Source organism: Cerasicoccus maritimus (genome assembly GCA_031296935.1).
GTDB classification, from domain to species: Bacteria; Verrucomicrobiota; Verrucomicrobiia; order Opitutales; family Cerasicoccaceae; genus Cerasicoccus; species Cerasicoccus maritimus.
The window spans coordinates 33,655-46,511 of sequence record JAVDPD010000037.1 but is presented as its reverse complement, the minus strand read 5'-3'; the positions used below and the strand labels follow the sequence as shown (position 1 = coordinate 46,511).

At 53.8% G+C, this 12,857-nt stretch carries 11 protein-coding genes and 1 tRNA gene; 4 read left to right on the top strand and 8 right to left on the bottom strand.

Annotation, left to right across the window (positions count from 1 at the left end; translation table 11 throughout):
* Positions 1 to 178: 178 nt before the first annotated feature.
* The 3 genes from RBB62_RS18610 to RBB62_RS18600 form a co-directional block, all read right to left on the bottom strand.
* A complete protein-coding gene (locus RBB62_RS18610; RefSeq protein WP_309400756.1) occupies positions 179 to 1,411 on the bottom strand; it encodes a site-specific integrase in 1,233 nt (410 codons plus the stop codon).
* A gap of 86 nt (positions 1,412 to 1,497) precedes the next feature.
* Positions 1,498 to 1,587: transfer RNA gene (locus RBB62_RS18605), tRNA-Ser, on the bottom strand.
* Positions 1,588 to 1,631: 44 nt separating this feature from the next.
* Positions 1,632 to 2,126, bottom strand: coding sequence for a hypothetical protein (locus tag RBB62_RS18600; protein WP_309400755.1), 495 nt, complete (start codon positions 2,124 to 2,126; stop codon positions 1,632 to 1,634).
* Positions 2,127 to 2,249: 123 nt separating this feature from the next.
* On the opposite strand from RBB62_RS18600, the gene RBB62_RS18595 reads away from it, so the two are divergent.
* Together RBB62_RS18595 and rpmG are read left to right on the top strand one after the other, a co-directional pair.
* Positions 2,250 to 2,594, top strand: coding sequence for a DUF3127 domain-containing protein (locus RBB62_RS18595; RefSeq protein WP_309400754.1), 345 nt, complete (start codon positions 2,250 to 2,252; stop codon positions 2,592 to 2,594).
* Between the two features lie 88 nt (positions 2,595 to 2,682).
* Positions 2,683 to 2,853 carry a 50S ribosomal protein L33 gene (rpmG, locus tag RBB62_RS18590; RefSeq protein ID WP_309383960.1) on the top strand — a complete coding sequence of 57 codons (171 nt, stop codon included), beginning with the start codon at positions 2,683 to 2,685 and terminating at the stop codon, positions 2,851 to 2,853.
* A 48-nt stretch (positions 2,854 to 2,901) separates the two neighbouring features.
* Here rpmG and RBB62_RS18585 read toward each other — a convergent pair whose 3' ends face one another.
* The 3 genes from RBB62_RS18585 to RBB62_RS18575 form a co-directional block, all read right to left on the bottom strand.
* Positions 2,902 to 3,201, bottom strand: coding sequence for a hypothetical protein (locus RBB62_RS18585; RefSeq protein ID WP_309400753.1), 300 nt, complete (start codon positions 3,199 to 3,201; stop codon positions 2,902 to 2,904).
* A 135-nt stretch (positions 3,202 to 3,336) separates the two neighbouring features.
* Positions 3,337 to 4,422, bottom strand: a complete 1,086-nt coding sequence (locus RBB62_RS18580; protein WP_309400752.1) for an Mrp/NBP35 family ATP-binding protein — start codon at positions 4,420 to 4,422, stop codon at positions 3,337 to 3,339.
* Between the two features lie 191 nt (positions 4,423 to 4,613).
* Positions 4,614 to 6,590, bottom strand: a complete 1,977-nt coding sequence (locus RBB62_RS18575; protein ID WP_309400751.1) for a glycosyl hydrolase family 28-related protein — start codon at positions 6,588 to 6,590, stop codon at positions 4,614 to 4,616.
* A 399-nt stretch (positions 6,591 to 6,989) separates the two neighbouring features.
* On the opposite strand from RBB62_RS18575, the gene RBB62_RS18570 reads away from it, so the two are divergent.
* Positions 6,990 to 8,027 (top strand): LacI family DNA-binding transcriptional regulator, encoded by a 1,038-nt coding sequence (locus RBB62_RS18570; RefSeq protein WP_309400750.1) that lies wholly within the window; start codon positions 6,990 to 6,992, stop codon positions 8,025 to 8,027.
* 230 nt (positions 8,028 to 8,257) lie between these two features.
* On the opposite strand, the gene RBB62_RS18565 is transcribed toward RBB62_RS18570, so the two are convergent.
* Both RBB62_RS18565 and RBB62_RS18560 read right to left on the bottom strand, forming a co-directional pair.
* On the bottom strand, positions 8,258 to 9,247 hold the full coding sequence (locus RBB62_RS18565) for an adenosine deaminase family protein (RefSeq protein WP_309400749.1): 990 nt from the start codon (positions 9,245 to 9,247) through the stop codon (positions 8,258 to 8,260).
* Between the two features lie 78 nt (positions 9,248 to 9,325).
* Positions 9,326 to 12,373: an ATP-binding protein gene (locus RBB62_RS18560; protein ID WP_309400748.1), complete on the bottom strand. Its 3,048-nt coding sequence runs from the start codon at positions 12,371 to 12,373 to the stop codon at positions 9,326 to 9,328.
* Positions 12,374 to 12,526: 153 nt separating this feature from the next.
* Between RBB62_RS18560 and RBB62_RS18555 the strand changes: the two genes are divergently transcribed.
* Entirely contained in the window at positions 12,527 to 12,838 is a 312-nt protein-coding gene (locus RBB62_RS18555) for an FmdB family zinc ribbon protein (protein WP_309400747.1), read from the top strand.
* Positions 12,839 to 12,857 lie beyond the last annotated feature (19 nt).

Below are 12,857 nucleotides of genomic sequence, written 5' to 3'. Positions count from 1 at the left end.
AACTACAAACCCTTACCAATGAGAAACGACAATGCTTACCATTGGTAGTCAAGTGGGATGGAGCTCGGACGCTTACACACTAAACGTAAATCTGCGGATTCTAGTAGCCTAAAATTGCATACCGAAAGATGCTCAATTATCATTACATTTTTCAGGATATAGGCTAATAAATATAGCGTCAAGAATGCTCCGTCGGAAATATGCCAAAGTAAGCCTCTCCATCCTTCTTACGCGCCAAAGAGCGGTAGCTGTCAAATAACACCTGATCGTTGGCGCGATGGCCGAGGGCGGCGGAAGTCAGGGCTGAATTCTGGTGTAAAGCGTAATGATATGTTCCGAAGCTGTGGCGCATGGCGTTGGATTTGTCTTTCCGCCAATTTTCGAAGCCAGCCAGCTTGACCAGTTCCGCCATTTTGAGTTCCGCGTGATGGATGGCGATTTTGCCCTCCTTGACGGGACAGGCTTTTAGCCACGAAAGCGCATTGGGCGTTAGCTCTATGACCCGCAGCCGCCGTTTCTTGGCTATGGTGGCGTCAATTGTGACAAGCCCTTCTTCCAGATCGATATTGTCCCAAGACAATTGATAAAGTTCGTTGGTGCGAATGCCTGCGAACAAGCCAAGGACGACCAAAGGCAGTAAGGCCCCCTCTCGGAAGTCCTGCGCTGTCTTGAGAAGGCGCTTTGTTTCCTCGATTGTCAGGATTGGCGGCACCACCCAATCAATTTTCGGTGGCGTAATGCCCTCAACCGGATTATCACCCTTAGACCTATAGCCCTTGCTGATGGTGAAATTGAAGAAGGTTTTCAGCGTCACGATGTAGTTTTTCAGGGAGCGGGCAGAAAAACCGTCAACACTCTCGGCGGACAGGCCTTTGAGTTCATCCAGCCAGTGCTGTATCTGGTGAGGCTTAACCGTATGGACAGGCTCGTCTCCGAAACTTTCCACGAAAGGCCGTAGGCGGTTCCGCAAATCCCGAATAGAACGTGGACGCAGATTTTCCGCTGCTTTCTCAACCAGCAGTTTTTCTACAGCAGCCTCAACCGTGATCGCCTTATCCGCAGGCTTGTAATGGTCTTTGGTGAAATTCGCAGCCTCTAGGAGCGAAAGGCCCGTTTCTCGCAAGACGGCCAGCGCCTTTATCGCTTCGTCGTATTCGGTAGAGGTGAGTTCAAAGTGCGCCTGCCCATTGGCGACAAAGCCGTCATATTGCTCTTTGGCCCACTCTTCGGCGGCTCCCGTGTCCGCAAATTGCTTGAGGACACGCTTGCCTGCATATTTGTCCGGAATCGACACGCGATAGGATACGCCAAAGTCTTTTCCCTGATAACGGTTGATGACTTCGCGGATGCGGATTGCGCTTCCTGCCGGATATTCCCACCCCTTAAGTGGACTCTGGTCTTTGTTTGCCAACGCTTTCCGACTCTTGCCGTGTGCCGCGCGAACGCGAGCCCGTTTTGATAGGAATTTGGTAGGAATTCCGTAAGTCGTTGATATAGTGGCGGAGAGGGCGGGATTCGAACCCGCGGAAGGTTTTACCCTTCGCATCTTTAGCAAAGATGTGCTTTCGGCCACTCAGCCACCTCTCCATTACCAAAGAAGAATTGAAAAACATATAGAGCTGCTGGGGCTGTCAATGCTTTTCAGAAGAAGAATCTGCAGGTAGTTGCGGAGGCTGAGAACGCCGCGCCAAGCGGTTGATTTTAAAGCACAAACGTACCTGCCCCAAGAAGATCGCCTCGCCCCCGATTAAAGTTCCCCACTTGAGAATTGCCTGCGAGCGAGCAACCGCGTCGTCCCAAATATAATCCGGCACTGGACCTTGAATTTTCTCTAGAATCTCTCGCGCCTGCTCCCAGTATTCCGGCTTCACCAGGTAAACGCCCGCATAGGCGAAGGAGACGCCGATCAGCAAACCCAGCAAAAACTGCGTGTAGATGATACGACGCCAGCCGCGAGGCGCGTCTCGCTCGACGATGCGCAAGTTCCGCAAATCTACCACGCCAATCGCAATCAGCGCCACGTTGATCAGCAGGCCAACCCAATCCAGCTTAACCAGCGAATAGACTACACCCGGGGCAGCAAAGAAAATCAACACCCAGGCGCAACTGCGAATCCAAAGGACCATTGCTCATATTCTGGGCGCCCACCCCACTCGCGCAAGGCATTGTTCCTTGAACGGACACGAAATCTTAAGCTGTCGGGGAAATAGCTTTGCCCTTCGCGCGGCGATCCTCTTACATCGCGCGCTATGTATGAACTATCTGGCAAAGTGAAGCTCGTGATGGACGAGCAAACCTTCGGTAGCGGCTTCAACAAGCGCGAATTCGTCGTGACTACGGCGGAGGAAAAATACCCGCAGGACATCAAGTTTGAGACCGTCAAGGACAAGACTTCCCTCCTCGACGGCCTCAAGGAAGGCGACGACGTCACCGTGAGCTTCGACGTCCGCGGCCGCGAATGGAAGGGCAACTACTACGTGAACCTCAACGCTTGGAAGATCGTATCCGGCGCGCCGGCTGCCGGTGGCGAAGAACCGCCCCTGGATTACTACGATAACAACGCCGAAGCCGAGGAGGAAGACGTCCCATTTTAAGGGGCACTGACCACCGAAAATAAAAGGTTGCCAAGGCTCGCGAAACCGCCCATTTTGAGCGGCTTTTCAACTTTAGACCTATACTATCATGGCACGAGAAACCGTAATTTTGGAATGCACTGAAGCGCGCAAGGAAGGCAAGCCCGTCTCCCGCTACATGACCACGCGCAACAAGAAGCTGCAAGCTGACCGCGTCGAGAAGAAGAAATACAATCGCTTCCTCAAGCGCCACACGGTCCACCGCGAAATCAAGAACTAAGCGCGGATCAACGCTTTAACAAACAAGCCAGTCTCCTCGGAGGCTGGCTTATTTTTTGCGTCTAATACTGGGTGGACGGATGTTGGCGCGCTTGCGGGTTTTGCCCTGTGACGGGAATTGAATCGGCTCTTCCGGCGCATCTCGACGGGCAGAGCGCCACTTGTCTCGATGATTACGGATCCAGTCGAGTAAGGCACGCTCGAAGCCGATATCATAGCCGAGCTTCTCGGACTCGATCCATTTATGACGCAGGATCTCCTCCCGCTCTGCCAAGAATTCTTGATAAAGGCTAGAGCGCTGCACCAAATCCTCCCCGGTGGGGGCGAATTTACGTTCGGGAGCTTTCATGTTGGGTGACGTTGTGGATTTGGGTCTTCCACGCCGTGCCGCAAATAGGCGTTGGTTTTCAGTTAGGTTAATCGGATTAAAAAGCCATCACTGAACCTTGTAAAGCCCGTTAGTGGAGAATTCCGCCTAATTTATTCACACATCCGCTACCGAAAAGTCACGTTTCAAGCGCTCCGCAATAGAGATAAACACCTGGCTGGCAGGCAGTTGAGGATCGCTAACCACCACTGGAATGCCTTGATCGGCACCTTCCCGGAGTAAAGGCTCTAGGGGCACTTCGCCCAGGAAATCCGTCTCTAGTGCCTCAGCGGTGCGCTTACCACCACCCTGGCCAAAGATGTATTGCTTGGATCCATCGGAGGATTCCAGATAACTCATGTTCTCGGCCACACCAATGATCGGCACATTAACCTTGCCGAACATCATGGCGCCGCGGCGGGCAACATTAACGGCCGCGGCCTGAGGCGTAGTCACCACGATCGCACCACGGAGCGGAATCGTCTGCACGAGCGAGAGCTGGGCGTCGCCAGTGCCGGGGGGGAGGTCCACCACGAGGAAATCCAGATCGCCCCACTCGACATTGGCGGCAAACTGTTGGATCGTCTTCATAATCATCGGGCCACGCCAGACAACCGGCGTTTCGTCGTCGATCAGGAGCCCCATGGACATCACGCGGACGTTAAAGTTTTCCACGGGGATGAGCATTTCGCCCTGAATTTCCGGCTGGCCACTGATGCCCATCATGAGAGGAGCAGACGGACCATAAATGTCGCAGTCCATCAGGCCGACGCGGCGCTTACGACCACCCTCAGTCAGCACGCGATCCAATGCGCAAGCCAAGTTGACCGCAAATGTGCTCTTGCCGACGCCGCCTTTGCCACTAGCCACGGCGATGATGTGCTTTACGCCTGGAAGGGCTTGCTGCGCGGGGCCGGTGACTTCGCGACCACCGTGATTCGGGGCTGGAGGCGGTGTATTCGGCTTTGAAACAGCCACGGTAACTTCGCTTGAAGCAACGCCGTCCAGCGTCGCCAAAACATTTTCCACATCGGTTTTCACCTGAGTAGGCACGCGGGGGTCGCCGGTGGTCAGCGCAAGGTGCACCTTGGCCACGCCGTCGGCGAGCTCGATATTTTTAATCAACCCGAAGGATACGATGTCTCGGCTAAAACCGGGGTACTTCACGGCCTTCAAGGCGTCTTCAATTTGGGATGCGTCCATGGCAGTCGTTTCAAAGTTATTCGCGCAAAGCGGGCAATATGAGCAAGGCTCTCCCCATGATCAAGGGGGAAGGCGATAAAGTGCGTAAATTAAAACGCAGCACCAGAGATTTGCTCTGCCAAATGGCCACAACACCCCTCCATCAAATAACTAATGGACGAACACGTCCCGCGACTGGCCAAGCTCAATGCCTATTTACTGCTCTCTTCAACCTCCAACGCCGGGCTCGCATACAGTGGAATGATGAACTGCGAACCACGGGAGTCCTCAAGTCCACGATTGGGAAATTCACATGCGAACGCTATCATCTCCTTACCCTCCCGCACATTGCGAATCGCCGTGCGAATGCTATTATGCGTGCTCCATCCGTTGCTGGTCGTCGTGATTCGCATTGAGGAGTTTTCTGACAGAAATGAAGGAAAACGATGTCCGCCACAGTTGAGCACGCCGCCGAGCACTTCCGTGCGCCCGCCGTTGATCGTGTGCACTGCCGTAGCGTCGTCCTCCGTTTTGTAGCCGAGTATCCACAGGTCACCGCCGTCATTAAGCATCATCGGCTCACCGCGCTCGGGATTGACTTGCCGCGCCCAGACTTGCTGGCCAGTAAACTGCAAGCACACGCGGTCGTGCGCTTTCGAGCCGGGAATAACCCCCGCTGTGCACGCCACGTTGTCCATGAACACGTTGCCGCCGGAAACACTGTTGCGGTAGAGCGCAAGCGTCTGCGTGTGCACGTCGCTGACGACGAGTGTGCGCTTGCTGGCGTGGTCGATCGTGTAGTGCTCACCGCTCCATTGCTCCCAGGCAAAAAGATCTTCAAACACCAGCGGCGTTGCGGAATCGCCTTGAACAATGAACGCGCCCTGATCGCGTTGCCGACGCAAGGTCGGCCCAGCCACGAGGTCCACAAAATGGAACGCCAAGCGGTTAACTCCCGCAGGAATGGTCAGCGGGGAATCGATCAAATACTTACCGGGCTCAAAGTGCACTTCCTCGCTGCCGGAATCGAGCGCCGCTTGTATGGCCGCAGCGTCATCCGTCAAGCCATCGCCCTTGGCCCCAAAGTCGTTGACGAGGCAGCGACTGTCGCTGGGGAGGACTACCGGCGTTTCTTCAACCGGTAGGCGGGGCATCACGCCTTTTGGCATGGGTTGCTCGGGTAGCAGCAGCTCACCGATTTCCCGGTCGCCATCAAAGCCGCTGACCTTGATACTCGATGCGTAAATAAAGCCTTCGACGAGCTCAATGGCCTTGCCTCCACGTGCTCCTTCAAGCTCGGAATCCACCAGCGCGAGTAAACCGCCAGCGCCATCGGTCACCACGCCCGATTGGCAATCGGACACCCGAATGTTCCGCAAACTCGCTGAAGGGCGGCCCGTGAAGACGCCCAGCTGGCAATTGCGGATCTCTATATCTTCGCCCGTCATGAACATCGTCGCGGTGCCGGACTCGATGTGCAGCCCGGTGCTAAAGCCTTCGATCTCAATGTGCTTCAGCAGAATGCCAGAGTAATTCTGGTGGCCCAACATGAGGCCATAGCAAGCGCCGCCGTCACCAGAGCGAATCGCCACATTGCGCACGCAGCCGGAGTTGTTTGCATAATAATCGAGCCCTACGGCGGCAGGGTTGCCCGAGCCAACATCAATCGTCAAATCCTCCACGTAGTTCGACATCGCCACATTGGTGCGCTCGCCGCGCATGACGGACACGACCGGCTTTGGTTTCTCGCCCTGGAATGCCGGAGCATTGTCGGCCAGGCGGATCACTGTTTTATCCAAGCCATCTCCACGCAGGCGGATTTGCATATTCAGCTCCGAATTGCCAGAATTCGTTAAATTCAACTGCGTATAGAGCACCGTGTCACTGACTTTATATATGCCCGAAGGCAGGTAAATAGTTGGCACGTAGGGCAATTGGGCGGGAAAAATACCCACAATACGCCCATTCTCCTTGCGATTTTCGAAGCCATCCGGGTGGTAACCACTCTGAAATGGCAAGGCAGCGATCTCGGCTATGGTCTTGCCAAAAGCACCCATAGTGAGCGCAGTGACTTCATTCATGGCCAACACCAAAGCCGCTGTAGAGTCTGTCTCGCCGGTGGGGTCTGCAAAAAATGGAGCTTGGGTCACATCCCAAACCCAAGCAACGGGAAGCTTCGAGGAAATCATCGTTAAATCAATTGGATGATTTTCAGTCAGCCACGCTATGCCTGCAAGCTAATTAATCCATTGATTTGACCTTTAGCTAAATATAATGCCGTCATTAGCCGAAATGAATCAGCGGCGTCAAAGTGGACATATTTATAATCTGCTGTGCGAGTCATCCGGCCGTTCACCGTCCCTGGTGCACCTTACCTGTCACTGACGCAGCCCAGCTCACCGCTGACCTGTCATGATAACACAGAGATCTGGACGGGGCAATGGCGGTTGATTCGTCGTTAAATCAACGTGAATGTACAAAGCTTGGGTTACAATCACATTGTTGATTTTTGTTGATTAAATCCAGTTTTTCGGGAAAACGAAGTTTTTACCCCCACCGAAAACAAACTCCATCGCTCTACTCTCAAGATGCATAAAACGCGAAAAACCGTAAAGATCAAGGACATCGCCGCCGAGCTAGGCGTATCCAATTCGCTAGTTTCCAAGGTAATCAGCGGAAACTTGGGCACCACCAAGGTCCGTCCTGAATTACAGGAGAAAATTCTCAAACGCGCCAAGGAGCTGGATTTCCGCCCCAACCCCCTCTCATCCGCCTTAAAGCGCGGGCGCTTCGGCGCGATTGGCCTGCTCATCCACCCCATCGGCGTGCCAGGCAGCGAGCTGTTTGACAACCTGCTCAAGGGCATCACTAAGGAGCTCAATAACCACGGTCTGCGCCTGTGGCTGCAATTCTTCGAAGACGACCAGGGCTTTTTCGACTTCTGCAACCAGGAAATCCACCGCTCGGTCGATGGCTTGATCGTCGCTGGTGTCCCCCACCCCACCATCCACTCGCTCATAGAAAGCCTGAACAAGGATGGCCTGCCAATCATCACCAGCATGCGGCGGCACACCGTCCCCAACATTGCGAACATCACCTATAACGACTACTTGCAGGGCAAGGTTGCAACCCAGCACCTGATCGAGAAAGGCTGCCAGCGACCCGCGTTTTTCACCGTTTTCGAAGCAGAAGACGAGCGAAAACAAGGCTACCTGGATGCACTCTCAGAAGCTGAAATTCCGTTTGACGAAAGCCTCATTATTGCACCGACGAAAAATCACTACTCGCACAATTTCAGCTTCATGGCTGGTCGCCAGATGACCGAAGCCCTCATCAATTGTAACGTTCACTTCGACGGCATCGTGGGGCAGTCTGATATGCAGGCCATCGGCGCAATGAACACCCTGCGAGAGCGCGGTATCGATGTGCCCAGCCAAGTCCGTGTGATCGGGGTAGACGACTCGCCCTTCTGCACGGCTTCAACGCTTCCCTTAAGCTCCGTCACCGCAGAAATGACCACCATTGGTCACGAGCTAATCAAGCGCCTTGTCGCATACATCGATGGCGACAAACCCGAAAGCCTCGCAGTGCCGCCTCAAGTAATCGAACGCGAGTCCACTCGCTAGCAAAACACAAATATCAAGAATCTTAGAGGGCGTCTAAAAACTCAAGTGGTCTTCCCCGGAGAGCATCTTCAGGGTCAAAATATCATTTCTTCATCTCGACGAAACTGGTTTCGCCTCGATTCAGAAGCCGAAATTTTGCCTCCCGAATACATCTCGCCGACTCGATCAGACTTTTTAGACGCCCTCTTAGCACTGACCACCAAATCAAGGCGGGTTCTTGATGCTGAAAATCAGTTTTCGTGCTCAGCCAACTCCGCTAGCCAAACGTTGCGCAGCTCGTCTTCCACCAACGCAACGTCCAGGCCGTTGCGCACTAATTGCACCAGTTCGTCGCGGCTGAAGTCGCGGTAATGATGCAGCGCTTCGTAGTCGTCAAGCAGGTTGTTACCGAAGCTGATGGGATCATCCGTGCTCACCGTGACCTTCACGCCCGCATCGTATAATTCGCGGATCGGATGATTCTCCAGAGTAACGCCCGGAGAGAGCTTATGATTGCTAATTGGGCAGACATCCAACGCGATCCCCTGAGTCACGAGCTGCTCTATTAAAGACGCATCTTCAGCCGCACGAATGCCATGCTGGATTCGTTGAACTCCGACCTCATCCAAGACGCGACGAACGAAGTCAGGCCCTAAAAACTCACCCGCATGCGCCTTCGTGAACTTACCCGCCAAGCGAGCAGCGGCCCAGATCTCGGCAGTCCAAGGCTCCAATGGCAGATCTTCCGGACCATGCAAATCGATGCCCGCAAAGCCCTCCCAAGTCAGCGAATCCTCGATAACTGGACGCATTTCCGGGCCACAGCCCGTGTGATGAATGCCCATAAAAATACGCACTTCAAGCTCGTTGGGAATCGCCTCTTTCACCGCCAGGAAAATTTCCCGCGCGTTCAGACCGCCAAACTCCGCCACACCACTGGCAAAGCTACACTCCACGTAACGCACACCAAGGTCCAGATGCCGCTCAAACTGCATTTTCGCCGAGCGGTGGTATTGCTCCGGAGAAGTGTGCCAGGCAAAGCCCCAATCCAACAGCTCCTGCTCGAAGTGCGCGAAGTCACGGTATTTAAAATCATGGGCCCAAGACGCCGGCTCCGGCATGCTCGGTCGTACTTCCCTGAGCAGCTCCAGCGGCAACCCGCCTTCGATGTGCAAGTGCGTTTCTGTCTTGGGCAATTTGCGCAGAAATTCGCGCAATTCAGGATCGGTCTTCAATGGCATGCTAGGGAGTGTTTTCAAATTTTAACGGCGAGGTAGCTAAAGCTGCGCCAACATCGAAGTCAAACTGAGTGCACGATGCTACACCGTGCGCTTCTGCGATGCCAATATGAGCGAGTCAGTCAACTCTGTCAAAATCAGCGGCTTGGACAAGTAGTCGTTGGCGCCAGCGTCAAGGCACTTTTTTCGATCACCCGGCAAGGCGTCAGCCGTAATCGCGATGATGTGAATATCGATGTAGTCGTCGCCATGCTTGCCCTCCCGAATGTCCCGCGTGATGTCGAGGCCACTTTTTCCTGGCAACTGAATATCCATGAGAATGCAGTTAAATTTTTTCGTCGGCAGCAAGGCAACGGCCTCGACTTCGTTGGCGGCGATCTCGAAGGTGTAGCCCATCCCGTTGAGGATGTCACGGGTAAGCTGCTGGTTCACCGGTTCGTCCTCAACCACCAAGATGGTCAACGGTGCCAGGATAGCAAGCGGTGTGTGCTTCTGTGAGGCTGGCACCAGTGGCTTTTGTTGAGTCGAAGCACGGTTTAAGAACACGTAAAATTTGAAGGTCGAGCCCTCGCCATCGACGCTTTCCACGATGATGTCTCCACCCATTTTCTCGACCAGACGCTTGCAAATGACAAGCCCCAGGCCTGTGCCCCCAAAACGGCGCGTGGTTGAGGAATCAGCCTGTGAAAATGGCTTAAATAAATTGCTGAGCTTGTCTTGCGGGATGCCGACGCCAGTGTCCTTTACCTCAACGTCTACCCGGCAACGTCCCTGATCTTTCGTGTCCGTAAGCTGCACACGGACGTCCACGCTTCCCTCCTCTGTAAACTTCACCGCATTATTGACTAGATTGAGCAAAATCTGGCGCAGACGGTGTGCATCGCCCAGAAACTGCGCCACATCGCCCTGTGGAAAGTCATAATTGATTTTCACTCCCTTCTGATTGGCCTTCACCAAGATCAACTCCAACGCCTCCATCACACACTGCTCGAGGCCAAACTCCTCATATTCCAGCTCCACACCACGAGACTCGATTTTGGAGTAGTCTAAAATATTGTTGATCAACTCCAGCAAGGCTTTGCCACTGCGATTAACGATACTCAGCCATTCCCGCTGCTGATCGTCCACCTGGGTCTGCGCGAGGAGATCCGTGTAGCCCAACACCGCGTTCATTGGCGTTCGAATTTCGTGGCTCATCATTGCGAGGAATTCACCCTTTGCCATATTAGCGCGGTCGGCAGCTTCCTTAGCCTTGCGCAGTTGCTCTTCGCCGCGACGGCTTTGGATAAAGCTCCCCAGGCTGCCAGCAGCAACGCTGAGCGAGGCAATCTCCGAGTCGTTCCAGGCACGGGGGCAATCATCACACAACTCAAAGGCACCCCAAAACTCACCTTCCACAAATACCGGGGCCAAGAGCACCGAAATAATATTCCTCTCCAACATTAGCTCACGAAGATTACCCGCATTCTCTACTGAGTGTTGAACAACCTCACCGGCCTCCAAACGAGACGTCCAGGACTCAGGCAACTCGCCCCAGTTGAGCGATTTATCATTCCTGTGGGTCATCTGGGCAAATGGAGCGTTCGTCCAGCGCCAAGGAGTGGCTTCCGCAGAACGGCGCTGCTCGCGATCCGGATTACTGGCTACCAAGCGAATCGAGTCCACCTGAGCATAACGGCCAATACAGTCCAGCGCTCGGCCAACCCCCTCATTGACATCCTTACTGGCAAGCAGGGCATTGGTCGCTTCGGACACGCCTTGCAGTACGCGGTCACGAAGCTCCAAATCTTCTTGGGCCCGCTTCCGGGCAGTAATTTCGTAAGCAACCCAGATAACACAATCCATCGATTCAGATTCCAACTGCTCACGCATCGGAGCGAGACGTCCTTCAAACCAAAACTCTTCGTCGTTGTGACGCAGTGGATACTCGATGCTCTCAGCCGTTCCCGTGCTGAGCACTTTGCGAATAGCGTTGTTAAATTCCGACACAAGCTCCGCGTTCCAGAACTCAGTAATATTCTTCCCCTGCCAGCTTTTAACATTCTGGTAGGCACCGCTACGCTGTGTAGCAAAAACTTCGCGAAACTCTCCGGAAGCTGACACAATAAAAGCCGCATCAGGCAATGCGTCGATAAAGGCCTGCAAATGCTGCTCATTCGAAGCAGCTTTTTCCTCACTCCGCAGCACCTCAGTAATAATCGCCGCTAGGAAAAATGTCGTAGCGCTGAGGATACCGACGAAGACCCAGATAAACTCCGGTGGCGTGGAAATATATTTCTGCGTGGGCCCAAGGACCTGGAGTATTTCCCAGATCGCCATAATTGCAATGATGACCACACCAGCCGTCGCTCCACGCTGCCCAAAACGAATACCACCCCAGAATACAATTGGGAACATCGCCAGCTCCAATGGATACTTGAGCGTATCCGTGGGTGCCCAGCTATCAAAGACTGCAAAGGCCAGCCCCAAAAGTACGACCAACCAGATAAAAACCTCGAATATCTGACGGTTGCGCCAATTGATTTTTGTGCGCCCAGTCCACACCATCGAAAACGGCGCTAGGACTAAGATGCCTACCGCTTCAGCCAGCCACCAGGGAGTGAGGAGGCGAGAAAATTCAAACCACGGAATTTCATCCACATGCAGGCACAACAGACCTGAGGTCAACGCCGCCAACAGCAAACCACACAGAAGCGGCCCCAATGCAAGGAAGACAAACACATCGCGTATCGCCTCCAGCGCATAATCCTTGAGAAAACGCCGTAAGAGCATCGCGGTCAGCCCAACAGAAAACACAATTGAGAGCGCCCGCTCCACCGCAAATAGCCAGCCAAACGGCAACATCATCCCGTGCCATATGAACGCCGTCACAGCGAAGACACCGAGGTAGGAGTATCCCCCACGCACGACAATCGCCAAAGCAAACCCCGTCGCAGGCCACAGCAAAAAAACGCTGCTTTCGTTAATCGAATGCCCAATCGGCATCCAAGCACCGATCTCCATGAAGAGTAAGTAGCCCAGAATGGAAGCGATGTAGCGCAGCAGCAGCATCCACCAGCTAACTTTTCGAGTCTCACCAGGGGCTGTAGGTTGCTCGGCGTGATTTACCGCTGATACCGCAATGTCCATTGGCTAAGTCTCTCTTTAACAACAAAAATTACAAGACCAGTGGCGATGACCTATGCATTTTTTTGAAGCAGAGCGCTCAGACTTGCAGTCCAGAACACTTCCGGCGCTATTCCTGCTTGCCCCAAGCCCCAGAATTAGCGAAATAAATGATTCATGCCAATTTACGTTTACCAGGTAATTAACCCGGATGGCAGCGAAGGCGAGAGCTTTGAAGTCGAGCAATCGATGAATGATGCCCCATTGAACCAACATCCGCGAACCGGCGAGCCAGTCCGCCGTGTATTCTTGCCGCCCAATCTCGCCACCAAATACACCCCCGTCGCCACCAAAAACAAGTTGGAGACGAAAAATGTCGAAAAGGCGGGCTTCACGAAATACGAGCGGGACAAACTGACCGGACACTACCATCGCACTGCAGGTAAAGATAAACGCGCCCCCGATGTCATTAACCCCAACCAACTGTAAACGACTCCTGCTAATTTTC

Coding starts and splice junctions, on each gene's coding strand:
- RBB62_RS18600 (WP_309400755.1), bottom strand. CDS start 2,126: ATGGTCCTTTGGATTCGCAGTTGCGCCTGGGTGTTGATTTTCTTTGCT.
- RBB62_RS18595 (WP_309400754.1), top strand. CDS start 2,250: ATGTATGAACTATCTGGCAAAGTGAAGCTCGTGATGGACGAGCAAACC.
- rpmG (WP_309383960.1), top strand. CDS start 2,683: ATGGCACGAGAAACCGTAATTTTGGAATGCACTGAAGCGCGCAAGGAA.
- RBB62_RS18585 (WP_309400753.1), bottom strand. CDS start 3,201: ATGAAAGCTCCCGAACGTAAATTCGCCCCCACCGGGGAGGATTTGGTG.
- RBB62_RS18580 (WP_309400752.1), bottom strand. CDS start 4,422: ATGGACGCATCCCAAATTGAAGACGCCTTGAAGGCCGTGAAGTACCCC.
- RBB62_RS18575 (WP_309400751.1), bottom strand. CDS start 6,590: ATGATTTCCTCGAAGCTTCCCGTTGCTTGGGTTTGGGATGTGACCCAA.
- RBB62_RS18570 (WP_309400750.1), top strand. CDS start 6,990: ATGCATAAAACGCGAAAAACCGTAAAGATCAAGGACATCGCCGCCGAG.
- RBB62_RS18565 (WP_309400749.1), bottom strand. CDS start 9,247: ATGCCATTGAAGACCGATCCTGAATTGCGCGAATTTCTGCGCAAATTG.
- RBB62_RS18560 (WP_309400748.1), bottom strand. CDS start 12,373: ATGGACATTGCGGTATCAGCGGTAAATCACGCCGAGCAACCTACAGCC.
- RBB62_RS18555 (WP_309400747.1), top strand. CDS start 12,527: ATGCCAATTTACGTTTACCAGGTAATTAACCCGGATGGCAGCGAAGGC.